This window comes from Paenarthrobacter nicotinovorans (assembly GCF_007670255.1).
Classification (GTDB): domain Bacteria; phylum Actinomycetota; class Actinomycetes; order Actinomycetales; family Micrococcaceae; genus Arthrobacter; species Arthrobacter nicotinovorans_B.
In genome coordinates this window covers 174,231-196,383 of the sequence record NZ_SZVS01000001.1, presented here as the reverse complement: position 1 = coordinate 196,383, position 22,153 = coordinate 174,231, and the positions used below count along the sequence as shown (strand labels likewise).

Annotated in this window: 22 protein-coding genes; 10 read left to right on the top strand and 12 right to left on the bottom strand. The window is 63.9% G+C overall.

Annotation, left to right across the window (positions count from 1 at the left end; translation table 11 throughout):
• Positions 1–81: 81 nt before the first annotated feature.
• Positions 82–2,724 carry a DNA polymerase I gene (gene polA / locus FDP28_RS00945; RefSeq protein ID WP_260842299.1) on the bottom strand — a complete coding sequence of 881 codons (2,643 nt, stop codon included), beginning with the start codon at positions 2,722–2,724 and terminating at the stop codon, positions 82–84.
• A gap of 160 nt (positions 2,725–2,884) precedes the next feature.
• Here polA and FDP28_RS00940 point away from each other — a divergent pair, with 160 nt between their 5' ends.
• The gene (locus FDP28_RS00940; protein WP_144658744.1) at positions 2,885–3,349 is read left to right on the top strand and encodes a hotdog fold thioesterase; all 465 of its coding nucleotides are present in this window, start codon (positions 2,885–2,887) and stop codon (positions 3,347–3,349) included.
• 28 nt (positions 3,350–3,377) lie between these two features.
• On the opposite strand, the gene FDP28_RS00935 is transcribed toward FDP28_RS00940, so the two are convergent.
• The 6 genes from FDP28_RS00935 to FDP28_RS00910 all read right to left on the bottom strand — a co-directional run bounded on the left by FDP28_RS00935 (position 3,378) and on the right by FDP28_RS00910 (position 8,009).
• Positions 3,378–3,929, bottom strand: a complete 552-nt coding sequence (locus FDP28_RS00935; protein ID WP_144658743.1) for a dihydrofolate reductase family protein — start codon at positions 3,927–3,929, stop codon at positions 3,378–3,380.
• Between the two features lie 13 nt (positions 3,930–3,942).
• A complete protein-coding gene (locus FDP28_RS00930; RefSeq protein WP_260842278.1) occupies positions 3,943–4,827 on the bottom strand; it encodes a hypothetical protein in 885 nt (294 codons plus the stop codon).
• Positions 4,824–5,801 (bottom strand): hypothetical protein, encoded by a 978-nt coding sequence (locus tag FDP28_RS00925; RefSeq protein ID WP_144658742.1) that lies wholly within the window; start codon positions 5,799–5,801, stop codon positions 4,824–4,826. The genes FDP28_RS00930 and FDP28_RS00925 overlap by 4 nt, the downstream gene beginning before the upstream one ends.
• A gap of 96 nt (positions 5,802–5,897) precedes the next feature.
• On the bottom strand, positions 5,898–6,119 hold the full coding sequence (locus tag FDP28_RS00920) for a hypothetical protein (RefSeq protein WP_144658741.1): 222 nt from the start codon (positions 6,117–6,119) through the stop codon (positions 5,898–5,900).
• The gene (locus FDP28_RS00915; protein WP_144658740.1) at positions 6,116–7,321 is read right to left on the bottom strand and encodes an inorganic phosphate transporter; all 1,206 of its coding nucleotides are present in this window, start codon (positions 7,319–7,321) and stop codon (positions 6,116–6,118) included. Before FDP28_RS00915 ends, FDP28_RS00920 begins: the two co-directional genes overlap by 4 nt.
• 178 nt (positions 7,322–7,499) lie before the next feature.
• On the bottom strand, positions 7,500–8,009 hold the full coding sequence (locus tag FDP28_RS00910) for an HAD domain-containing protein (RefSeq protein WP_144658739.1): 510 nt from the start codon (positions 8,007–8,009) through the stop codon (positions 7,500–7,502).
• A gap of 124 nt (positions 8,010–8,133) precedes the next feature.
• On the opposite strand from FDP28_RS00910, the gene kynA reads away from it, so the two are divergent.
• The 3 genes from kynA to FDP28_RS00895 are packed head-to-tail and all read left to right on the top strand — an operon-like array spanning position 8,134 to position 11,141.
• Positions 8,134–9,003 carry a tryptophan 2,3-dioxygenase gene (gene kynA, locus FDP28_RS00905; protein ID WP_144658738.1) on the top strand — a complete coding sequence of 290 codons (870 nt, stop codon included), beginning with the start codon at positions 8,134–8,136 and terminating at the stop codon, positions 9,001–9,003.
• 31 nt (positions 9,004–9,034) lie between these two features.
• Positions 9,035–10,273, top strand: coding sequence for a kynureninase (locus tag FDP28_RS00900; RefSeq protein WP_144658737.1), 1,239 nt, complete (start codon positions 9,035–9,037; stop codon positions 10,271–10,273).
• Positions 10,274–10,280: 7 nt separating this feature from the next.
• On the top strand, positions 10,281–11,141 hold the full coding sequence (locus FDP28_RS00895; RefSeq protein WP_144658736.1) for a PaaX family transcriptional regulator: 861 nt from the start codon (positions 10,281–10,283) through the stop codon (positions 11,139–11,141).
• Between the two features lie 8 nt (positions 11,142–11,149).
• Here FDP28_RS00895 and FDP28_RS00890 read toward each other — a convergent pair whose 3' ends face one another.
• Positions 11,150–11,872, bottom strand: a complete 723-nt coding sequence (locus FDP28_RS00890; RefSeq protein ID WP_144658735.1) for a GntR family transcriptional regulator — start codon at positions 11,870–11,872, stop codon at positions 11,150–11,152.
• Between the two features lie 128 nt (positions 11,873–12,000).
• Between FDP28_RS00890 and FDP28_RS00885 the strand changes: the two genes are divergently transcribed.
• The 5 genes from FDP28_RS00885 to FDP28_RS00865 all read left to right on the top strand — a co-directional run bounded on the left by FDP28_RS00885 (position 12,001) and on the right by FDP28_RS00865 (position 16,690).
• Entirely contained in the window at positions 12,001–12,939 is a 939-nt protein-coding gene (locus tag FDP28_RS00885) for an N-acetylglucosamine kinase (RefSeq protein WP_144658734.1), read from the top strand.
• Positions 12,940–13,013: 74 nt separating this feature from the next.
• Positions 13,014–14,120: a LolA family protein gene (locus tag FDP28_RS00880; RefSeq protein ID WP_144658733.1), complete on the top strand. Its 1,107-nt coding sequence runs from the start codon at positions 13,014–13,016 to the stop codon at positions 14,118–14,120.
• Between the two features lie 47 nt (positions 14,121–14,167).
• Positions 14,168–15,193 carry an ABC transporter ATP-binding protein gene (locus FDP28_RS00875; RefSeq protein ID WP_144658732.1) on the top strand — a complete coding sequence of 342 codons (1,026 nt, stop codon included), beginning with the start codon at positions 14,168–14,170 and terminating at the stop codon, positions 15,191–15,193.
• Positions 15,183–16,049 (top strand): ABC transporter permease, encoded by an 867-nt coding sequence (locus tag FDP28_RS00870; RefSeq protein WP_260842277.1) that lies wholly within the window; start codon positions 15,183–15,185, stop codon positions 16,047–16,049. The genes FDP28_RS00875 and FDP28_RS00870 overlap by 11 nt, the downstream gene beginning before the upstream one ends.
• Positions 16,050–16,069: 20 nt before the next feature.
• The gene (locus FDP28_RS00865) at positions 16,070–16,690 is read left to right on the top strand and encodes an L-threonylcarbamoyladenylate synthase (protein ID WP_144658731.1); all 621 of its coding nucleotides are present in this window, start codon (positions 16,070–16,072) and stop codon (positions 16,688–16,690) included.
• A 24-nt stretch (positions 16,691–16,714) separates the two neighbouring features.
• Here the strand turns inward: FDP28_RS00865 and ligD are convergent, their stop codons facing one another.
• Positions 16,715–17,740, bottom strand: coding sequence for a non-homologous end-joining DNA ligase (ligD, locus tag FDP28_RS00860; protein ID WP_144658730.1), 1,026 nt, complete (start codon positions 17,738–17,740; stop codon positions 16,715–16,717).
• A 109-nt stretch (positions 17,741–17,849) separates the two neighbouring features.
• Between ligD and FDP28_RS00855 the strand changes: the two genes are divergently transcribed.
• A complete protein-coding gene (locus tag FDP28_RS00855) occupies positions 17,850–18,515 on the top strand; it encodes an alpha/beta hydrolase family protein (protein WP_144658729.1) in 666 nt (221 codons plus the stop codon).
• A gap of 2 nt (positions 18,516–18,517) precedes the next feature.
• Here the strand turns inward: FDP28_RS00855 and FDP28_RS00850 are convergent, their stop codons facing one another.
• The 3 genes from FDP28_RS00850 to FDP28_RS00840 all read right to left on the bottom strand — a co-directional run bounded on the left by FDP28_RS00850 (position 18,518) and on the right by FDP28_RS00840 (position 22,086).
• Positions 18,518–20,617 (bottom strand): elongation factor G-like protein EF-G2, encoded by a 2,100-nt coding sequence (locus FDP28_RS00850; protein ID WP_144658728.1) that lies wholly within the window; start codon positions 20,615–20,617, stop codon positions 18,518–18,520.
• A gap of 120 nt (positions 20,618–20,737) precedes the next feature.
• On the bottom strand, positions 20,738–21,472 hold the full coding sequence (locus FDP28_RS00845; protein WP_144658727.1) for a M50 family metallopeptidase: 735 nt from the start codon (positions 21,470–21,472) through the stop codon (positions 20,738–20,740).
• Positions 21,469–22,086 carry a TetR/AcrR family transcriptional regulator C-terminal domain-containing protein gene (locus tag FDP28_RS00840; protein WP_144658726.1) on the bottom strand — a complete coding sequence of 206 codons (618 nt, stop codon included), beginning with the start codon at positions 22,084–22,086 and terminating at the stop codon, positions 21,469–21,471. Before FDP28_RS00840 ends, FDP28_RS00845 begins: the two co-directional genes overlap by 4 nt.
• Positions 22,087–22,153: the final 67 nt, after the last annotated feature.

The following is a 22,153-nucleotide window of genomic DNA, read 5'->3' as shown; positions in this document are numbered from 1 at the left end:
TCGAGCCTAGCCAGACGCCTGGGGGCGCGCCACCATCACGGCGGCGCGCCCCGAAGCGATCAAGGAATTGCGTGACGCAGGCTAGTGCCCGGCCTCGTACCAGCTGGAACCGACGCCGATCTGGACATCGAGCGGAACCGACAGGTCCGCTGCCGAACCCATCTGCTCGACGACCAGCTTCTCCACCGCCTCCCGCTCTCCAGGAGCCACTTCCAGGACGAGTTCGTCATGGACCTGCAGCAGCATGCGTGACTGAAGTCCCTGGCTGGCGAGCTCGGCTGAAACGCCCAGCATGGCGCGCTTGATGAGGTCCGCGGCGGAGCCCTGGATCGGCGAGTTCAAGGCGATCCGCTCGGCTGCTTCGCGGGCCTGGCGGTTGGTGCTGGTCAGGTCCGGGAGGTAGCGCCGGCGGCCTTCAATGGTGGCGGTGTAGCCATCGGTCCTGGCTTGGTCCACGACGCCCCGCAGGTAATCCCGTACGCCACCGAAGCGGTCGAAGTAGTCCTTCATAAGCGTCCGGGCCTCATCCACGGAGATTTCCAGCTGTTTGGACAGCCCGAAGGACGTGAGCCCATAGGCCAAGCCGTAGGACATCGCCTTCACCTTGGAACGCATGGCACTGGTGACTTCTGCGGGCTCCACATTGAAGATCCGCGATCCCACGAAGCGGTGCAGGTCTTCACCGTCACGGTACGCCTGGATCAGGGCCTCGTCCCCGGAAAGGTGCGCCATGATGCGCATTTCGATCTGGGAATAGTCAGCGGACAACAAGCACTCATAGCCTTCGCTGACCACAAAGATGCCCCGGACGCGTCGGCCTTCTTCGCTGCGGACGGGGATGTTTTGCAGGTTTGGGTTGTTGGACGAGATACGGCCCGTGGCGGCGATGTTCTGCGCGTAGGTGGTGTGGATCCGCCCATCGTCGGCAACTGACTTTTTCAAGGTTTCCACCATCTGGGCCAGCTTGGAGGACTCCCGGTGCGCCATGAGCTGGACCAGGAATTCGTGGCCGGTCTTCTCCAGCAACGCCTTAAGAGAGGCGGCATCGGTGGTGTAACCGGACTTGATCTTCTTGGTCTTGGGCAGTCCCAGTTCCTCAAAGAGCACAGTCTGCAGCTGCTTGGGCGAGCCCAGGTTGACCTCATGGCCGATGGCGGCGTAAGCCTGCTCCTGGGCAGTTTCGATCACCTTCGTCAGATCTGCCAGCTGCTCATCCATCCGCTCCTGGGAGACGAAGATGCCTGTCAGTTCCATCTGCGCGAGGACGCGCGCCACCGGAAGCTCCAGAGTGGTCAGGAGGGCATCGGCGTTGCGGTCCGCCAGTTCCTTTTCGAAGTGTTTGCTGAGGGCCAGCACGACGGCGGCATGCTGCACCAACGCTGCAGCCGCGGCCTGGTCCGTTTCACCGGACAGGTCAAGTTCCAGCTGTCCGGACTGGGCGGCCGCAGGGCCCAAGGCGATCTTGAGGTGTACTTGTGCGAGTTCGGCGAGATCGTAGCTGCGGCGGTCGGGCTGGATCAGGTAGCCGGAGATGGACGTGTCATCCACAACCCCCTCGAGGCCCAGACCGCGGTTGTGCAGGGCCTTGAGTGCCGATTTGAACTCGTGGAGCACCTTGGCTTCTTCGGGATCGCGCAGCCAGCGGGCCAGTATGTCCTCAGCCGCTGCATCCAGGCCGGTCAGCTCAATGTAGGCTGCCCCGTTGGCACGAACGACTGCCAGGGCGCTGGCATCGTCGCCGATGCGGCCCGGGACAAGCTGGACGGCAAGGGCGGACCGCACCCCGGAACCGGCGGCGAAAAACGCCTCCAGTTCCTGGGAACCCGTGAGCGTGTCAAACTCAGGGGCATCGATGGTGTCGGGTGCAGCCCCTGCTGTGTCATCCCCGTACAGATCGAACAGCCTCGTACGAAGGGTCCGGAACTCAAGCTCCTCAAAGAGTTCCTCGATGGCCTGCCGGTCCGGGCGCGGCTCGTGGAGGTCTTCCAAAGTGATCGGAAGGTCCAAGTCGGTGAGCAATTGGTTCAGCCGGCGGTTGCGCTTGACGTTTTCCAGGTTCTCTTTGAGCGCCCCGCCCACCTTGCCCCCGATGGAATCAAGGTTTTCCAGGATTCCTTCAAGGCCTCCGTAGAGGTTGATCCATTTGGCCGCCGTCTTGGGGCCGACACCGGGCACGCCCGGAAGGTTGTCAGCGGACTCCCCGACCAGCGCGGCGAGGTCTGAGTACAGGCCGGGCTTGACGAAGTACTTTTCTTCGATGGCTGCTGCGTCCATCTTGGGAATGTTGCTGACACCTTGCTTGGGGTAGAGCACAAAAACGTTGTCGTTGATCAGCTGGAAGGCATCCCGGTCGCCGGAAACCAGAAGTACTTCGAAACCGGCAGCGTCGGCCTGCGAAGCAAGGGTCGCGAGGACATCGTCAGCTTCGTATCCGGGCATGGCGATGGTCTTGATGCCCCATGCCTCCATCACCCGGGCGATGAGGCCGATCTGCCCGGCGAACTCCGCGGGCGTGGCGTTGCGGCCGCCCTTGTATTCGCTGTACTCCGCCTTCCGGAAGGTCGTGTCGTCCGAGACGTCAAAGGCGACGGCGACGTGGGTGGGCTTCTGGTCCTTGATCAGGTTGATCAGCATGGACGTAAAACCGTGCACGGCGTTGGTGTGCTGACCACGGGCGGTCGAGAAATTCTCGGCAGGAAGGGCGTAGAAAGCCCGGAAAGCCATGGAGTGGCCGTCCAGGACCAGCAACCTGGGCCGACCCTCCCCCGTGGTACTGCTGGATGTTGTGGCAGAGGGGGCGGGTGCTGTGGCAACTGCAGCAGCCTGGGCCGTTGGAATCTGGTCCGGTTTGGTTGTTTCACTCACAGGTGCCAGCCTAGTTGGCATGATGGACAATTTCACGCCGAACAGCTTTGTGGACCAACTGAACGAGGCCGGTGTGCCCGAAGAGTTCCACGATTGGCTTTCCGCGCACGGAGTGGGGTCGCTCGTGGTGAAAATGGGAATCCGCTTCACCGAGATGAGCGCAGAACGCATGGTGGCAACCATGCCGGTTGAGGGCAACACGCAGGTGGCGGGCATCCTCCACGGCGGGGCGCACGTTGTGCTGGCAGAAACCCTGGGGTCTTTCGCAGCCTCATTGCACGCGGGCAGGGGGCGCCACGCTGTGGGTATCGAAGTGGGCGCTACCCACCACCGTTCCGTGGCAACGGGCATTGTGACGGGAACCTGCACCGCCATCCACCTCGGCGGCACGTTGGCCACGCATGAGATTGTCATCGCTGACGAGTTGGGCCGCAGGCTCTCTACTGCCCGCATCACCAACATGATCCGGGACAACCGCCGCTGAATCGCTCTGCCGGCAGTGGACCCGGCGGTCAACGTGGGCGTCGCGGCAGCCTGTAATGCAACTCTGCCGCGGCCCCGCCAAGGATCCTGGACGAGACCAACTCAAGGGGCGGCGTCGGGCCCTTGAGCGGCAAGAGCGGCTTCCCCGCGCCCAAAACGACCGGCACGACAGTGACGATGATCTCCTCGAGCAGGCCGGCGTCCGCAAACTGTGCCACGAGTTCCCCGCCACCGAGCAACCAGACATTCTTCGGGCCGGCATCCTTGAGCAGGTCCGGGGCGAACTCCCTGACGTCGCCCCGGACAAAAGCAATGTCAGCACCGGCGGGGGCGGAGTACTCGTGGTGCGTAAAGACCCAGCACGGGATGTTCGGGTAGGGCCAGGTGTCCGGCTGGTGCTCCATGAGCCATCGGTAGGTGTCCCCGCCCATGGCGATGCAGCCAACGCCGGCCATGAACGACTCGATGCCCTCGTTCACGCCGTCAACGCTTTCGAACTGCATGAGCCAGCCAAGGTCGTCATCCGGTGATGCGATGAAACCGTCGATGGTGGAAGCTACGTAGTACTGGAAGGTCGACATGGCCCCAGACTAGTCAGTCCGAAGCAGGGTTCCCATACTCCACGCGGACGCTGCCGTTGTCCGGCAGAACCACTACCCGTCCCCGTTCCAACGACCATCCGTCATTCAGCAGGAAGATCCGTCCACCGCTGACTACCAGCAGGCGAAGACCGGTGTAACGGTACAACGGAGCTGCTTCCGTCCCGGCCGCCTCTTCCTTGACGTTCGGCACCGTGACGGCCAACCGCTCTTTGCTGTACACGACGGCGGTGGGCAGCAGGTGGGCACGTTCCTGGTAGTCGATGGCCGCTCCCCTGCCCAGCGCCTGCGCGTAGTCGGACGTGCCCCAGAACAGAAGCAGCGTGACCAGGACAAACACCAGCCACCCTTCGATTCCCCGCCGACCGGGTTGGCCGCCCTGGACGGCCAACCCGGCTGCCCGGCGTCGAACGCCAAGGCCCCACGAGCCCACCACCAGTCCGGCCGCGATCAGAAACGGCGCATAAAGCACACTTTGTCCAGGGCGGGCCGTCACAACGATCCACATGACGGCGGCAAAGATGAAGCCCAGAAGGAGAAGCACAGTAGCGGAGACCATCACCGGCTTCCTGTGCCGGGGTGATTCAAGGACGTGGGCCACGGCACGGTCGAGCATGAGCCAGAGCAGGCCGATCACTGCCAGCCAGGCCAGCGGCTGGAACAGGGACTGGATGCTCCTCAAGATGAAGTCCTGGACCGTATAGCCAAACAGGCTGACGTCCAATCCCATGGACTTGGCTTGGGCATCGGTGCGCGCCCACCCGAAGTAGACCAGCAAGGCCGTGACCACCGTCAGCGGCGGACCCACCACCGAGAGCACCTCGAGGGTCCGCTTCCAGCGGGTACTGCTGCCATCGGTGGCCGCGGGGACGTCGCTCACGGTGATGCCGTGGAGGAAGATTCACCAGCCGACGTCGATGGCTGGCTTGAGGGGCCCGGTATACCTGTCGCCGGGGTACCGGTTCCCGCCGTACCGGAAGGCGATGCGGTGTTGTCATAGAAGAAAGTGGCTGCCCCTGCAATGTCCACAGTGTCCGTCACTGAAATCCGAATGGAGGCGCGTCCATTCGCAGGAGGCATGCGCAAATACACTGTCCCGTAATCTTCCCTGTCGCCCACGAACTCGGCGTCTGCGGGCACACCGTCGAACAGGACCTCGCCAATGCGGACGTAGTAGCCGTCAAGGCGGACTATCGTGCCCCCGGTACTGGGACCGGACGCGCGGGGTGTTCCCGGCACGGGCCTGAACTGCTCGTCCACCACGGTCAAACCGCGCAGTTGGCGGGGACATGCTTCCCCCACACCGGGTTCCACCGTGAGAACGCCGTTCGCGCTGCTGCGGTGTTGGGCCACCATCATGGCCGACATGGCCGCGACCCTGAACTCGAGGCACTGGTTTTCCGGGATCCGTGGGGTGGCAGAAACAGCATTCGATGCCCTTTCCCAATCCTCGGCCTTGCCGCTGAGAACAGCACGGCAGACGGCGGCCCCCGCCAGCCAGACAGCGTCGTCCCCGGCGCCCTCCACGCTTCGGGCCAAGGCGTCACACTGGAACTGCTGGAGCAGGAGGTAGCGCTGGCCGGCTGTGGGGTCGTTGGGCCCGATCGGGCCTACGGGAATCCATCGAACAACCGGCGCGTTTTCCTGCGGGGCTCCGGGGCCGGCCGGACCGGCTGGCTGGACCGCCGTCGGGGCGCCAATGGTGGAACTGTTCGGGCCCGGGGTGCTGGCCGCCGGGGCACTGGAACCCTGCTGCGGTGACAGCCCCTCGGAAGAGGGCGGCAAGCACGCTGCAAGGGCCAGCACCAGCACCAGCGCCAGTCCGAAAACGCTGCTTCGGGAAGGGCACATCATGACAGCCCCATATCTGCCGGACCACAACCACGCAGCCATACGCATGGCTACACAGCTGATTATTCTCCCGAATGGACCTTGCTGCCAGAGACAGTGCTACTTTCCGAAGTACGGAACAATCAGGTAGATGCCGAACAACACGGCGACGCCGCAGAGGCCAAAGCAAACGTAGGCCAGGGAGCGCACCAGGACAGGTGACTTGTGCTGGATGTCACCGGCTATCGCAGTGAGCCGGACGCCCAACGAATAGAGCACGACGAGCGTCACGGCGGCTACCAGCGTCACGCCGGCCACCTGCAGCAGTTCCAACCATTTCATCGCTGCACGTCCTTGCTCGGGGTGGTCTTTCGTGACTTCTTCTTCTTGCGGAACCTGACGGCGTGGCCGGCTTCTTCAACCTCGACGGCGTTGTGGTGTCCGACGTGCGATTTGCGGGAAACGACGAACATGAACAGGATTGCTGCCGTCCCGACCACGGCGGCGATGATGACGCCCACGGTCCCGGCTCCCACGAGCAGGGCGGTCAGCGCACCAACGATGGCGGATGCCGGAAGGGTAAAGAGCCAGCCCAACGCGATCTTGCCGGCTGTGCCCCAGCGGACGGAGGTACCCTTTCGGCCAAGCCCGGAGCCGATCACTGAACCCGAGGCAACCTGGGTAGTGGAGAGAGCAAAGCCGAGGTGCGAAGAGGCGAGGATCGCGGAGGCGGTGCTTGTTTCTGCGGAGAACCCCTGGGCAGGCTTGACCTCCGTCAGGCCGGATCCCATGGTGCGTATGATGCGCCAGCCGCCCGCGTAGGTACCGATGGCGATGGCGAAGGCACATGCTGCGATGACCCAGAACTGCGGTCCGCTGCCCGGGGCCTGCGTTCCGCCCGCGATGAGGACCAAAGTAATGATGCCCATGGTCTTCTGGGCGTCGTTGGTACCGTGGGCCAAGGCCACGAGGCTGGAGGTGAAGATCTGTCCGGTCCGGAAACCGCCGCGCTTCTGGGTGAGCTTGTCGCCGGTTTCAGGATCGTGCCTGGAGGTAAGCGCATAGGCCAGCCGGGTACAGATGTACGCCACGCCACCGGCAATGAGCGGTGCAAAGACTGCGGGAAGGATGACCTTCTGCAGAACTGTTTCAAAGTTGATGGAGTGGAAACCGATGCCCACTACCGCGGCGCCGATAAGCCCGCCGAAGAGTGCGTGCGAGGAACTCGACGGCAGGCCCTTGAGCCAAGTGATCATGTTCCACAGGACTGCGCCCATAAGGCCGGCAAAGATAATGTCCGGGGTTATGTGGATTCCGTCGGAACCTTCCCGGATCAGCCCGCCTGAAATGGTCTTGGCCACTTCCGTTGAGAGGAAGGCACCCACGAGGTTGAGGACCGCGGCCAAGGCAACGGCCGTTTTGGGCTTGATCGCCCCCGTAGCGATAGGCGTGGCCATCGCATTGGCTGTGTCGTGAAAGCCGTTGGTGAAGTCAAAGAATAGGGCCAACGCTATTACCAGCGCGACCATGAAGGTGATATCCACCTGTTGCCCAATCTGCAGAGTCGACGTTCAGCAGTTCCACTTCCCCATACCTGCCATCCACAGCATAGTTCAGCAAGTGTTCAACTGACCCTGCTTGCGGGATTCACTCTGGCGGGCTTGAAACCTTAAGAATCCTACGTGCCATACACCGAGGGGCCAAACGACTGCGGTCCGGGATTCAACCGAGGTAGCTGCGGACAGCCGCAAGTTCGGCGCGGCTCAACCCCTTGCGGGGATCGGGTGAGATGCACAGCACACGGTCCTGTTGGTATTCCGCCCACGAGCGTGCGTCGGACTCCTGGCTGAGCTGGTCGTCGACCCAGGCGAAGCGCTGGCTCCCGCTGGCTGCCAGATCCTTTTGCAGGGCCACCAGCTTCCACCATTCCGGCCCCTGGTCCCAGCCCTGGCTGGACAACACAGGCCAATCGCGGCCGTTGAGACCTATGGCCGGGCACAGAAACTCCGGGGCCAAATGTTCCCATGTCGTCAGCCACACAAAGCGGGCGGCCGGATGTTCGGCGAGGGCGTTGAGCTCCGCGACGGCCTCTGGCGCAAAGGCCACCTCCAGGATGCCGGCGTCGGCGGTGCTCCATTCGCTGCCCCAGTCTGTGGCGCCCATCGGACTAAAGGGGTTCACCACGCCGTCGACGTCCAGATAGATGGATACCGGTGTCACGGTGCCCTCCATGGAATCCTCATGCGTCCCCTTCCCCAACGGTTGAAGCCAGCCTACGGGAACGCTGCCTGACCGGACGCTCCTACCGGAAAAATCAATCCCTTGACGTTCGTCATGCAAATGATATTCTCGTTGCATGGAAAAGCCCCCAGTCCATCCCCCACGCAATGTCCGCGACATCGAGGACTCCGTCCGCACCGATTTCCGGCACGCCATGTCCTATGGCGGATACTTGGACCTTGACCGCCTGCTCACCTCGCAGCACCCCTTGAGCGAGCCGGAACACCACGACGAATTGCTCTTCATCATCCAGCACCAGACCAGTGAACTCTGGCTCAAACTGGTGCTCCATGAGCTGCTGGAGGCGCGGCGGCTTTTCGACGCCGACAACCTGGGCAAGGCGCTCAAATGCATTGCGCGCGTCAAGGCCATCCAACGCACCATGACCGAGCAATGGTCGGTCCTGGGCACCCTGACCCCGCGCGAATATGCCCAGTTCCGTGGATTCCTGGGCAGTTCATCGGGTTTCCAGTCGTATCAGTACCGCGGAGTGGAATTCCTGCTGGGCAACAAGAACCGGGGGATGCTGCGGGTCTTCGAAAGTGAACCGGAAGCCCATGCCTTACTCAGCACGCTCCTGGAAGAACCTACGCTGTACGACGCTTTCCTGGCTGTGTTGTCCCGGGCAGGCTATGACATCCCCGCCGACATTCTCGAGAGAGACACGAGCGAACCGTGGACCTTCCACGAGGGCCTGGTCCCCGTCTTCCAGAAAATCTACGAGTCCGATGACACTCCGTGGGGGCTCTATGAGGCCTGCGAGGACCTTGTGGACATCGAGGACAACTTCCAGGCCTGGCGTTTCCGCCACCTACGGACCGTTCAACGCACCATCGGATTCAAAGTGGGCACGGGCGGGTCCTCCGGCGTGGACTTCCTCAAACGTGCTTTGGACCTGACGTTCTTCCCCGAGCTCTACGCCGTCCGTACCGAGATCGGCAATTAGCAGCGTGCCACACATTCCCGCAGGAGAAATGATGACCACCGAACAGCAGACCCAATGGCCGACGGCGGCAGAACTGGACGCGGCGGATCCCCTCGCCGCCCAGCGTGAAGCCTTTTACGCGCCCGACGCCGAACAGCTCACCTCGTACCTGGACGGCAACTCGCTGGGCAGGCCACTCAAGGCGACGGCGGAGAACCTCGCCTCATTCGTTCATGACGCCTGGGGCAGCCGCCTCATCCGTGGATGGGACGAACAGTGGATGGACGAACCGACCCTCGTCGGAGACCGCATCGGTGAGGTCACGCTCGGCGCGGCCCCCGGACAGGTCACCGTAGGTGACTCCACGTCCGTCATGCTGTACAAAATGATCCGCGCGGCAGTGGATGCCCAGCCTGGCCGGGACGAGATCATCATCGATCGCGACAACTTCCCGACAGACCGTTTCATCATCGAAGGCATTGCACAGGAACGCGGGGCCACGATCAAGTGGATCGCGGCCAACCCCACCAGCGGCGTCCGCGCCGCTGACCTGGACGGCCTCCTGGGCGAGCGGACCGCCGTCGTGGTCCTCAGCCACGTTGCCTACCGCTCGGGCTTCCTTGCCGACGCCGAGGGGATCACGGCCAAGGTGCACGAGGCCGGTGCACTGATGCTGTGGGACCTGTGCCATTCGGTGGGATCGGTGCCCATGGAGCTGGACGCCTGGGGCGTGGACCTTGCCGTCGGCTGCACCTACAAGTACCTCAACGGTGGCCCGGGCTCCCCCGCCTTCGCCTACGTCAATGCGTCCCGGCAGGAACATTTGCAGCAGCCCATCTGGGGCTGGATGGGCGCGGACAATCCGTTCGGGATGACGGATGCGTACCGCCCGGCGCAGGGCATCCGACGCTTCATCACAGGCACGCCGCCCGTCCTGGCCATGCAGCCGTTGAAGGACATGGTGGAACTGATCGCCTCCGTGGGGATGGAGGCCGTCAGGGACAAGTCGGTCAAGCTCACGGAGTACGCCATTGCCCTCTCCGAGGAACTCCTGGTCCCTCTGGGTGCCCGGATCGTGAGCCCGCGTGAGGCCTCCGAGCGTGGTTCCCACATCACTGTTGACCACCCGCTCTTCGCCGACGTCACGGCCAGGCTCTGGGAGAAGGGCGTCATTCCCGACTTCAGGCCTCCGCATGGCCTCCGCATCGGGCTTTCACCGCTGAGCACGAGCTTCGCCGAGGTCGAGCTGGGGGTTTCAGCCATCCGGGACGTCCTCACCGAACTGCTGTGAGCCGGAAGTGAGTGCCGTCCTCGACGACATGGACTCCCGGCCCGGGAGTACGCCGTCCTTGCTGCGAACAGTCATCGGGCTGTACTTGCGCGATGTTGGTGGCTGGATGTCCACCAAGGACATCGTGGCGCTGATGGATGCCCTGGGGACATCGGCAACCGTGACGCGGACAGCCCTGGGCCGGCTGCGGAAGAAAGACGTCCTGAGCCAGGAGAACCGCGAAGGAACTCCGGGCTTCACCCTGACGCAAGGTGCTGCGGCCATGCTGGCCCGCGGTGACCGACGCATCTACAACCCCAGGAGCATGTCCCCCTCCGACCCTTGGTGTTTGATCTCGTTCTCCATCCCGGAGACGGAGCGGGAGAAGCGACACCAACTGCGGCGCAGGCTCCACTGGATTGGCTGTGGAACGGTCGCCGCCGGCTTGTGGATCTGCCCGGACTCCCTTCGGGTGGAAGTGGAGGAAATCCTTGCCGACCTCGAGCTGCGGGACATGGCGACGATCTTTGTTACCGGTACGCCGCTGGTGGGTGGGAGCCTCCAGGAGGCAGCGTCGGCTTGGTGGGATCTGGACGCCGTAGCCGAACTCCACAGGGACTTCATCCGCGAGCACGCCCACGCGGTCCCCGATGCCGGACAGGCAGTGGAACCGGGCGCACCGGCCTTTGCCGGCTACGTCCAGTGCATCGACCGGTGGCGCATCATTCCCTACCTGGATCCCGGGCTGCCCTCGACCTTCCTCCCTGATGACTGGCCAGGCGCTGAAGGCACCCGGCTGTTTGGCAGGATTGTCGCCGCCTACAAGGAGCCCAGCGCCGAATTCGTGCGGCACACGGTCCAAGGTATCCGCGTCGCCACGGCCCTATGAAAGGCGGGTCAGTTTTCCGCTTTCACCCTTGAAACGAAGCGGAACCTATCCCCACGGAAGGTGCTGTGCGTCCATTCAACCGGAACACCACCACCGTCCTTGGCCAGCCGATGCACCACCAGCAGCGGCGCCCCCATTTCGATGCCCAGCAGCTCAACATCACCTGGACCGGCCAAAGCGGTTTCGACAGTATCCTCAACCTCGGCGATACGTATCCCATACACGTCCTTGAGCGCGGCATACAGGGAGCCGGACTTGGCGAGGTTGGCCTTGAACCGGGGAAGCTTCCCCGGGAGCCAGGCAACTTCGTGGGCCAGCGGCGCCCCCTCGATCAACCGGATGCGTTCGAGCCGGGTCACGGAGTCTCCCTCAGCCAACGCCAGGTGGGCTGCGACATCCTGGTCAGCTTTGACGACTTCCAGCGCCAACAGCGTGGAGCCCGGGCTGAGGCCCTGGGTCCTTGCATCGTCGGAAAACGACGTCAGTTGCCTGACATGGGTCACCTTGGGAGGAGCCACAAACGTTCCGTGGCCCTGGATCCTGCCGAGCTTTCCCTCCGCGACAAGTTCACTGATGGCCATGCGGACAGTAGTTCGGGAGGTCGCAAAGCTCTGCGCCAGGGCCCGTTCCGTCGGGATGAGGGTGCCTGGCCGGAGACCGGCCATGAGGGCCAGTATTCCGGTCTTAACGACATAGTATTTGGGCGTTGCACGCTTGATGTCAGCAGGCATAGGGACAACCTACCTGTAGACAAGGCGATTGGTCTATGCCAATCTTGCAAGGGGTCACAGTCGCAAGGGGCCAAACTTGCAGGCGGACGCTGACCCCAGCGAGCCGATCCGGGACGAAGGGACGTCACATGCAGCAGTCCGGCGAAAACGGGGGCCCAGCAGCCGCTCCCGTCGTTCTGGGCCTCCACATCGGTGGATCCAAAACCCACGCCGTCCTTTCCAGCGGCGCAGGACAGTCCGGGGCCGACAACGAGGCCGGCCTGGAGATCACCGAAGCACGCGCGAATCTGTCCTCCGTTGGGCACCAGGGAGCCGATGCTGTGCTGCGGCGGATTGCCGCACGCGTCGGGGGCGGTGTTCAAGCGGTGTGTGCCGGGGCGGCCGGCGCGGACACCCCTGCGAGCCGCGCCGTTTTGTCGGCGCTTCTCGCCGAACATTTTCCCGGCGCAAGGATCGACGTCGTCCATGACACCCGGATCATCCTTGCCGCGGCGGGGCTCGAGGCGGGCGTGGTCCTGGTAGCGGGAACCGGCTCGGTCGCCTGGGGCAGGAACCGGGAAGGCCGGGAAGCCCGCAGCGGTGGGTACGGCTATTTGCTCGGCGACGAAGGCGGCGGCTACTCGGTGGTTCGCGACGCCGTTCGCGAAGCACTGCGCGAATACTATGCCGGCCTTGAACCGGGTCCGCTGGTCCAATCCCTGATGGCAGCCACCGCCAGCGTCGACGCTTTGCAGCTCATGGACTTCTTCTACGCCAAGCCCGAGCCGGACCATTGGGCGGGATTGGCCCCGCTCGTCCTCGACATGGCCAATGACGGCGATCCGGCGGCCTTGCGGATCCAGGCCGAAGCAGCGCATTCCCTGGCCTCCCTGGCCCGGCAAGTGCTGGGCGAACTCGGCTTGGACCTCCCGCTCGTGATGGCTGGCGCGCTCCTGGTCAACCAGAGCCAGCTTGCTGCCGCAGTAGCCAGGAAAATGTCGTTGGAAGATCCCTCGTTGGTTCGGATCCTCTCCCAGTCCCCCGTCTTCGGGGCGGTCAAGCTCGCACGTCAACTGATCGGGCAGTGACGGGCCACAGGTGATCCGCGCCGGCAACGGGAGTAGTCTGGATCCATGCCTTCCATCCGCGGCGGCGGGTAAAAATGTCCAGGGCCAGGCAGCGGTGGCTGCCCGCGTTCTTGATCTGCCTTGCCATGGGCATGGCGGTATTGTTTGGTGCCGTGCAAGCGGGTGCAAGCAGTTCCCTGCCGCCCAAGACCGCGGACGAGGTCCTCGCGATGGTTGCAAACACCCAGGTCCGCGAACTCAGCGGCACGGTGGAACAAAACGCTGAGCTGGGACTTCCGGATATTCCCACAACAGGTCCGGGCGTCGCTCCCGGTGCCGCGTCCACCCTGGAATTCCTGACGGGTTCGCACACAGCCCGCGTCTACCTCAGTGCACCCGCCAAAGCGCGCCTGCAGATCCTGGACCCGATGGCTGAGCGTGACCTCGTGGTGAACGGAAACGATGCGTGGTTCTACAACTCCGCGGACAACAGCGCGACGCACCTGCGCGCTCCCTCGCCGTCGACGGGAACATCCAACGGATCCTTGCCCCCTGCTGCTCCGCACCCGGAGGTGCCAACACCGGCGTCCATGGCATCGCATTTCCTCGCAGCCATTGACGCCGGCACCGAAGTAAGCGTGGACAATTCCTCCACAGTCGCCGGCCGCAGCGCCTACCGCCTCCTCTTGAACCCCCGCAGTTCAGATACGTTGGTGGATTCAGTGGCGATCGACGTCGATTCTGAAACCGGCGTGCCGCTGGGCGTCGAGGTCAGGGCCAATGGACAGGCCGAGCCTGCCTACTCCTTGGCTTTCACACAGGTGGACTTGAGCGCACCGGATGCCGCGATGTTCGAGTTCACCCCACCGGCCGGGGCTACGGTCAGTGAGAAGGCGCTTCCTGCAGCACCGGCGAAGTCGACGCCGCTGCCCTCTCCGCTGGCCACCCACGAACAACATGGCGTGTCGGCCACCGGCAAGGGATGGGACGCCGTGCTCTCTCTGCCCGCGGGAACCGCTCCTGCCGGCCGCACGGCCGACCCACTCCTTTCCCGGGCGCTCCAGGCGGTTCCTGGTGGCCACGCCTTGACGACGTCCTTGGTCAGTGTGCTGATTCTCGACGACGGCCGCGTCTTCGCGGGCATGGTTCCGTTGGAGCGGCTACAGTCAGCTGCCCTTCAGCCGCCGGCACCAACCCAGTGACGGACACAGCCCAGTGACGGACACAGCCCGATGACGGATACCGCCCTGTGACGAAGGCCGCCGTCGAGGAAAGCCACCCAGGGGCCGGGACGGGGCTTGCCATTGAAACACGCGGCCTCGTGAAGCGTTTTGGCCACAGGGCAGCAGTTAACGGAATTGACCTGGCAGTACCCCGGGGAGCAGTCTTTGGCTTCCTCGGACCGAACGGTTCGGGAAAAACCACCACCATCCGCGTACTGCTTGGCCTGGCCACATCCAATGGCGGAACCGTCAGTGTCCTGGGCAAACCAATGCCTGAGTCTCTGGCTTTGGTGCTGCCCGAAGTTGGCGCCTTGGTGGAGGGGCCAGGCTTTTATCCGTTTCTGACCGGCGCGGCAAACCTTATACGCTTGGACTCGGCCGACCGCCATGCGGCGAGGTCAACCAGGAGGCAACGGGTCCATGAGGCCCTGGATCGAGTGGGCCTGGGCCACGCTACCGGCAAGAAGGTCCGTGCCTACTCCTTGGGCATGAAGCAACGCCTCGGCTTGGCCAACGCGCTCCTGCGCCCCCGGGAACTCCTGGTCCTGGACGAGCCCACCAACGGCCTGGATCCCCAAGGCACGCGGGAAGTCCGCAATCTGGTTCGTTCCCTCGCTGCCGGGGGGACCACTGTTTTCGTTTCCAGCCATCTCCTGGCCGAGGTGGAACAGATGTGCACCCACGCCGGCATCATGAGTGCCGGACGACTCGTGGCGCAGGGTCCGCTCGAGGAACTGCGCTCGGCCGGTGAGCCGCGTATCCTCCTGCAAACGCCCGACGTCGGCAAAGCCTTGGGTGTTTTCTCACGCCTGGGCCTGGTCACTGGAGAGGCGAAGGAGCATGGTGGTCCGCTTGAGGCCCAGCCGCTGCGGGAACAGACACACGATGCTTGGACGGTAGCAGCCACGGGGCTCAACGGCGTGGTCCCGGAGGCCATCGTTGCCGCCCTGGTAGCCGAGGACGTCCGGGTCCGCGGCTTCGCCGTTGAGAACCCAAGCCTGGAAGAACGCTTTGTCTCCTTGACCGGAGAGGGGTTCGACGTTGCCGGCTGAAACCATTGGGGCCTCTGCAGCCCGCATTGCCCGCCGAGGGGCCGGGTGGGCACTTCTCGCCTCCGAACTGTCGGTGCTTTTCCGCAGGCTCCGCACATGGGCCATGCTGATCGCGTTGGCGGCAGTGCCGGTCTTGATCGCGGTGGCGGTGAAGTTGTCGTCCCGGCCCGCAGCACCGGGCCGGGGTCCGCTGTTCCTGGACCGCATCACCCAGAACGGGCTTTTCGTGGCGGTCACCGCGTTGGTGGTCTGCGTGCCGTTGTTCCTGCCCCTGACCGTCGGGGTGGTGGCCGGAGATACGATCGCGGGGGAAGCCAACCTGGGCACCTTGAGGTACCTGCTGCTGGCCCCAGCCGGCCGCATCCGGCTTCTCCTGGTCAAATACGCCGGTGCCGTCGCTTTCTGTTGCACCGCGACTGCGACGGTGGCAGCGTCCGGCGCCTTGGCCGGCGTCGTACTTTTTCCCGTCGGTCCCGTGACGCTCCTGTCCGGCGACACCATCAGCGTGGGCGAATCAGCCGTAAGATCGCTTCTGATCGCCGCCTACATCACAGTCTCCCTGTTGGGACTCTCCGCCATCGGGCTTCTGATCTCCACCTTCACGGATGTGCCGGTCGGGGCCATGGCGGCAACCATTGTCCTGTCAGTCGTCTCCCAGGTGCTGGATAACCTTCCGCAATTGGAGTGGCTGCACCCGTGGCTGTTCAGCCACCATTGGTTGGGATTCGCCGACCTGCTCAGGCAGCCGGTCGACTGGACCTCGTTCGCCGACAACGCACTGCTCCAATGCGGATATATGGCGGTCTGCGGCGCACTGGCTTATGCGAAATTCTCCAACAAAGACGTGTTGTCGTAGCGATGTCGTAGGCTCTTCCCATGGCCAGATTCTTTGATGTGCATCCGGAGGACCCCCAACCACGTGCCATCGGCCAGGTGGTCAATATGCTGCGGGACGGCGGGTTGATCGCCTACCCCACCGACTCGTGCTACGCCCTGGGCGCGCAGATCGGGAACAGGGAAGCGCTGGACCGCATCCGGACCATCCGCCACCTGGACGACAAACACCATTTCACGCTCGTCTGCAAGGACTTCGCCCAGATGGGGCAGTTCGTCATGTTGGACAACGACATCTTCAGGAGCATCAAAGCTGTCACTCCGGGCAGCTACACGTTCATTCTTCCTGCCACGCGTGAGGTACCCAAGCGGCTGCTGCACCCCAAGAAGAAGACGGTCGGGGTCCGCATCCCGGACCACAGGGTGGTTCAAGCCCTTCTAGCGGAGCTGGGGGAACCCCTGCTGTCCAGCACCCTCCTGCTTCCGGATGAGGAGGAGCCGCTGACCCAGGGCTGGGAAATCAAGGAGCGCCTGGACAATCAAGTGGACGCGGTCATTGATGCCGGTGACACGGGTTCCGAACCCACGACGGTCGTCGACTTCTCCAGTGGAGTGGCAGAAGTGGTGCGTCGCGGGACGGGCGATCCCTCCCGCTTCGAATAGGCACGATCTACAGGCCCTTAGGGCCTATTCCTCGGGCTTGCGGGCCCGGCTTGGCTGAACGCGCATGGGCTCGCCGGGCATCTTGGGGAACTCCGGCGGGAACGGCATCTCGCCCTGGCCATTCTTGACGTCACGTTCCCACCACGCGAGCAGGACGTCGATGTCACCGGGGTGCTCGTGCATGGCTGCCCAAGGGTCCCCGATCTTTTTCAAACGGTCAGGGACCGTGGTGATGGTGTACTTGGCGGGATCGGCGTTCTCCAACTCCTCCCAGGACAACGGGCACGACACTTGGGCTGTGGGCACAGCCCGTGGACTGTACGCCCCGGCGATGGTCCGGTCCCTGTTGGCCTGGTTGAAATCGACGAAAATCCTCGTTCCGCGTTCCTCTTTCCACCAGGCAGTGGTGACCTTGTCCGGCATACGGCGCTCAAGTTCCCTCCCTGCCGCGATCACGGCGTGGCGGACCTCGAGGAACTCGTGCTTGGGATTAATCGGGGCATAGACGTGGAGCCCCCGGTTGCCGGAGGTCTTGATGAACGAGTTCAGTCCGGCCTCTTCCAGGACGGAACGAAGCTCCAGTGCGGCAGGAATGGCGTCGTCGAAGTCCGTTCCAGGCTGGGGATCCAGGTCGATCCGCAGTTGGTCGGGGTTGTCGGGATCGTTGGCCCGCGAAGCCCAGGGGTGGAACACCACCGTGTTCATTTGCGCAGCCCACACCGCGGCCGCCGGTTCGTCAATGACAAGCTGTGGGTGCGCCCGCGCGCTGGGGTAGGTCACCGTGACGGCACGGACGTAGTCCGGCGCTCCCTTGGGCGGATTCTTGGAAAAGAACATGTCGCCGTCGATGTTTCCCGAATACCTCTGGAGACTGACAGGGCGGTTTCCGTTGGCCGTGACAAACGCTTCGCCAACGTCGATCAGGTAGTTGGCGAGATCGAGCTTGGTCAGTCCGGCATCCGGCCACATCACTCTGCTGGGGCTGGAAATGCGGACCTCGCGGGGTCCGTGGGGACCGGGCACGGTAACAGTGGTTGCTTCACTCGCCATGGGCACAAGCTACCCCGGAATTGACCCGCGCGTCAGCATCCCGGCCGAAATCGCGGGGTGTTTCACCGAGGGCTCCTGCGTTGTCCTCCCTGTAGGCAATGATGGGTACATGCCCGCTAACGAAGAACCACTGACCATCGCTGTTGGGGAGACCACGGTTTCTGCCCTGTTACTCCGTCCCGAAAACCCGTGGGCCACGCTGGTGGTGGCCCACGGCGCGGGCGCCGGGATGGAACATCCGTTTCTGCAGGGTTTTGCTTCAGCCATGGCCGATGAAGGCGTAGCCACCCTTCGCTTCAACTTTCCCTACCGTGAAGCCGGGCGTCGGTTCCCGGACCGGCCGCCGCTTGCCATCGCTACGTGGCGGGCCGTGATGGAGGCGGCAGCCGGACTGTCGGACGGCGGGCCGCTGTGGGCGTCAGGCAAATCCTTCGGTGGCCGCATGGCGTCCATGGCTGTGGCCGAAGGCATGCCGGCGCAGGGGCTGGTTTATCTGGGCTATCCGCTGCACGCCCCGGGCAAACCCGAGAAGCTCCGTGATGAGCACCTGTATGGAATCACAGAGCCGATGCTGTTCCTGCAGGGCAGCCGGGATACCTTTGCCACCCCCGGGATCCTGGAGAAGGTAGTGGCTGGAATTGGTCCGACGGCGACTCTCCACTGGTGCGAAGGCGGCGACCATTCGTTCGCCGTCAAGGGAGTGAAGCGAAGCGCGGCGGAAACCGGGGCGTCCCTGGCACCTGAGGTGGCGGCGTTTATGAAGGCCAGCGGCTGAGGCTACTTCGGCAGGGGCTCGTGCCTAAGGTACGACCTCCTGAAATGTCCGGTGCCTGCTGTGAGGGCCCGTAGTTCGACGGCGTAGCGAAGCAGCTCCTGGTCGGGCACCTCGGCCAGGATCTCCGTTCCTTCGCCTTCAGCGGCGTTGGTGCCGTTTACCCGGCCCCTTCGGCCGGAGAGGTCGCTCATGACGGCCCCTACGTATTCCTCCGGAACACTGATGACCACTGATGACACCGGTTCAAGGAGCTGGATCTTCGCGGCAGCTGCGGCCTCCCGTAGCGCCAGGGCACCGGCAGCCTGGAAGGCAGCATCCGAGGAATCCACGCTGTGGGTCTTGCCTCCAACCAAGGTGACCTTGATGTCCACCACAGGGAACCCTGCAGAGACGCCTTTGAGCATTTGCGCCCGCACCCCCTTTTCCACGGACGTGACAAATGTAGCCGGAATGGCACCGCCGACGATCCTGTCCGTGAACTCGAAGCCTTCGCCCCGCGCCAGCGGCTCCACCTCAATGTCGCAAATAGCGAATTGGCCATGGCCACCGGATTGCTTGACGTGCCGCCCGTGGCCTGTGGCCTTGCTGGCAAACGTCTCGCGCAGAGGAGTGATGATGTCCACCGTCTTCAGTTTGACGCCCTGGTTCCGCAAGCGGTCCAGGATCACCTCGGCATGCGCCTCCCCCATGCACCACAAGATGAGCTGATGGGTGTCCGGGTTGCGTTCGAGCCGGAGCGTTGGATCCGCGGCTGCGACTTTACCTATGCTCTTGGCCAGGGCGTCCTCATCGCTGCGGGAGACACCCTCGACGGCGATGGGCATCAACGGTTCAGGCATGTTCCACGTCTCGATCAGGAGCGGAGCCTCGCGGTCCGAGACGGTATCGCCTGTCTCGGCACTTGCCAGCTTGCTGATCGCGCAGATGTCGCCGGCGATGCATTGTGGAACGGCCTTGAGGCCCGAACCCACGGGCGAATAGAGATGCGTGATGCGTTCATCGGCGTCGTGGTCTTCGTGACCCCGGTCAGCCAGCCCGCGGCCGCCGATATGGATTGATGAGTCCTCCCGCAGGGTTCCGGAGAATACCCGGACGAGGCACACTCTGCCAAGGAAAGGATCCACCGTGGTCCGCACGACTTCGCCGGCCAAGCGCCCGGCCGGATCACACTCCAGGCGCTTCAAGGAAGAACCATCAAGGGTCATGGCCGCAGGCGGGATCCGTTCAAGGGGCGAGGGCAGGGCATCGGTCAGCAGGGCCATCAGTTCCGCCAGGCCCAGGCCTGTCTCGGCAGCTGTTGGCATCACCGGAAAGAAACTGCCCCGCGCCACGGCCTTTTCGAGGTCCGCCACGAGGTCGGCCAACGGCAGTTCTTCGCCGCCGAGGTACCGGTCCATCAGGGTTTCATCTTCACTTTCGGCGATGATGCCCTCCAACAGGGGCTCCCTCGCCCCTTCAACGTCGGAATCCGGGATGAGCCCGTCCGCAGGACCGTGGAGCACGCCGACGAGTCCGGCGTTTCCCGGCGCAGGCAGATAGAGCGGCAGTACCGATGCCCCGAAGGCTTGCTGGCAACGCTCGACGGCGGCGCCGAACTCGGCGCGGGGATGGTCCAGTTTGTTGACAACCACGACGCGGGGAAGGCGGATCTTTTCGCACTCGCCCCAAAGGGCCACTGTGGTGCCGTCGATCCCGTCCACAGCGGAGACAACAAAAAGGGCCGCGTCGGCGGCCCTCAATCCAGCTCGCAATTCGCCGGTGAAGTCGGTGTAACCCGGGGTGTCGATCAGATTGACCTTGGTATCGCCCACGAGGATGGGGGCCACTGACAGTGTCACCGACCGTTGTTGATGGACGGCGGAGGGATCGGAATCACTGACCGTGGTTCCCTCGCTGATGGATCCCATTCGGCTGATGGCACCCGTGGCGGCGAGCAGTGCTTCCACCAGCATCGATTTGCCGGATCCCGAATGCCCGACCAGAGCGATATTGCGTATCTTGGCGGGGTCCTGGGCCATCAAGGCCGCGCCGTTCTCCCCGCGCCTGGTCTCGTTGGCGGGGCCAGATCCTTTTGCCGCTTCGCGCGTGCCCTTGGCAGACATGGGCGCCTCCTGGTGTCTTCCGGCATGGAGTCCGAAAGCTCGGGGTTTCGGACCCGGACATCCGAATCGTTAACCAGATTGGACACCCTGGGGCGACCACTGGGCAAGGGCTTGGACCCGCTAAACGCTGAGCATCCCCCACAGCAACCACAGTGATGCCACGGCGCACGGGGCGATGACAACGGTGAATCCCGAGAGCCACACAGATGCGGGGACTCCAGTGGTGCGGGCGAGGATGTAGGCGTCGGAGGCCGCCAAGCGATTGCGACGCTTCGTGTGGACGCCTGCGAGTTTGAGGAGGTCACGGACTCCTACCACGGACAGGGCTACTCCAAGGGCCAACACCACGTAATTGATGGCTGCTGGCGTGGCGAAGAGGAGCAGTGCCTGTGCGATGACGGCGCTGGCAACAGCAACCACTATCCCGGTGAAGTTTCGCAGGAAAACCAAGGACAGCAGAAGAACCAGTGCACCAATCGACATGGCGGCCCCCGAGCGACCCGCATGGACTGCGGCAATCAGGCTCAGACCAACAACGGCCGGAGCGGGATAGCCCCAAAAACCTGACCACGCGGCACCAGAGGCGCTCCGCCCGCTGCTGACCAGCCGTCCGGAGTGGTCAAGTCCGATCCGGAGTCCGTGAACGAATCTTCCCGTCATCAGGGCTGCATAGGCGTGCCCGAGTTCGTGGACAAACGTGACGTACAAGCCGAACCAGCGCCAAGTGGCCCGAGGGATGCTGAGGACCACTGCACAGGCGAGGATGCCCAGCAAGGCGGGCAGCGGGACCGCCGTCGTGTAGCCCTCGGTGAAGCCGCGCACAACCGCGTCCCACCATGTTTCCAGCAGGTTCACCGCGCTGTTGTCCGGAGCCGGGAATGCAGGCCGGCGACGAGAATCTCCAACCCGAGTTCGAAGGCAGCCTCGCCACGTTCTTCGGCAGGCGCCGAATTGTCCAACGCGCTGCTAAGCGCCGGGAATCCCTGAGCGGGTGGCGCCCAGACGACGTCGGGAGCGGCCAGGTCCAAGGCGAAGCCCAGCGCGAAACTGTCGATGGTGGAGATCGCGGACAGGACATCCCGGCCGCGGAAGCCGGCAGCTTGGAGGGCCACCGCAAGGCTTTCATAAAGGGCGAGGACCTGATGGTCCTGCACCGTCTGGAGTACCAGCAGGGGCGCAAGCCTCGGATGCCGCGCAAAGGCGTCCCGGTAGCTGCGCACAATGGTCCGGAGGGCAGCTTCCCAGTCCTGGTCGTCATTGAGCGTGTAGGGGCTCTCGGAGATGATGCGGCCACGCATGAGCTCAAGGATCTCTTCGCGTCCACTGACGTGGTTGTAGATGGACGATTGGCTGACGCCGATCCGCTTGGCCAGTTTGGGCAGGCTGAAGTCCCCTGCCTCGTCTACCAGTTCCAGGGCGGCAGTGACGAGGGCGTCGACGGAAATCAGCGGGACCAGCGGGCGTGCCATACGGGGTACTCCATTCACGGTTGATGTTACGACTCTAGCCAGAAGTTGGAGCCAAGGTATTGTGCCG

Excerpts from the sequence above, each read along its gene's own strand:
- FDP28_RS00885 (WP_144658734.1), top strand. The coding sequence starts at position 12,001 with ATGCAGCAGTCCGGCGAAAACGGGGGCCCAGCAGCCGCTCCCGTCGTT.
- FDP28_RS00940 (WP_144658744.1), top strand. The coding sequence starts at position 2,885 with ATGATGGACAATTTCACGCCGAACAGCTTTGTGGACCAACTGAACGAG.
- FDP28_RS00910 (WP_144658739.1), bottom strand. The coding sequence starts at position 8,009 with ATGGAGGGCACCGTGACACCGGTATCCATCTATCTGGACGTCGACGGC.
- FDP28_RS00840 (WP_144658726.1), bottom strand. The coding sequence starts at position 22,086 with ATGGCACGCCCGCTGGTCCCGCTGATTTCCGTCGACGCCCTCGTCACT.
- FDP28_RS00880 (WP_144658733.1), top strand. The coding sequence starts at position 13,014 with ATGTCCAGGGCCAGGCAGCGGTGGCTGCCCGCGTTCTTGATCTGCCTT.
- FDP28_RS00850 (WP_144658728.1), bottom strand. The coding sequence starts at position 20,617 with ATGTCTGCCAAGGGCACGCGCGAAGCGGCAAAAGGATCTGGCCCCGCC.
- FDP28_RS00855 (WP_144658729.1), top strand. The coding sequence starts at position 17,850 with ATGCCCGCTAACGAAGAACCACTGACCATCGCTGTTGGGGAGACCACG.
- FDP28_RS00900 (WP_144658737.1), top strand. The coding sequence starts at position 9,035 with ATGACCACCGAACAGCAGACCCAATGGCCGACGGCGGCAGAACTGGAC.
- FDP28_RS00865 (WP_144658731.1), top strand. The coding sequence starts at position 16,070 with ATGGCCAGATTCTTTGATGTGCATCCGGAGGACCCCCAACCACGTGCC.
- FDP28_RS00920 (WP_144658741.1), bottom strand. The coding sequence starts at position 6,119 with ATGAAATGGTTGGAACTGCTGCAGGTGGCCGGCGTGACGCTGGTAGCC.
- polA (WP_260842299.1), bottom strand. The coding sequence starts at position 2,724 with ATGGCTTTCCGGGCTTTCTACGCCCTTCCTGCCGAGAATTTCTCGACC.
- FDP28_RS00890 (WP_144658735.1), bottom strand. The coding sequence starts at position 11,872 with ATGCCTGCTGACATCAAGCGTGCAACGCCCAAATACTATGTCGTTAAG.
- FDP28_RS00935 (WP_144658743.1), bottom strand. The coding sequence starts at position 3,929 with ATGTCGACCTTCCAGTACTACGTAGCTTCCACCATCGACGGTTTCATC.
- kynA (WP_144658738.1), top strand. The coding sequence starts at position 8,134 with ATGGAAAAGCCCCCAGTCCATCCCCCACGCAATGTCCGCGACATCGAG.
- ligD (WP_144658730.1), bottom strand. The coding sequence starts at position 17,740 with ATGGCGAGTGAAGCAACCACTGTTACCGTGCCCGGTCCCCACGGACCC.
- FDP28_RS00925 (WP_144658742.1), bottom strand. The coding sequence starts at position 5,801 with ATGATGTGCCCTTCCCGAAGCAGCGTTTTCGGACTGGCGCTGGTGCTG.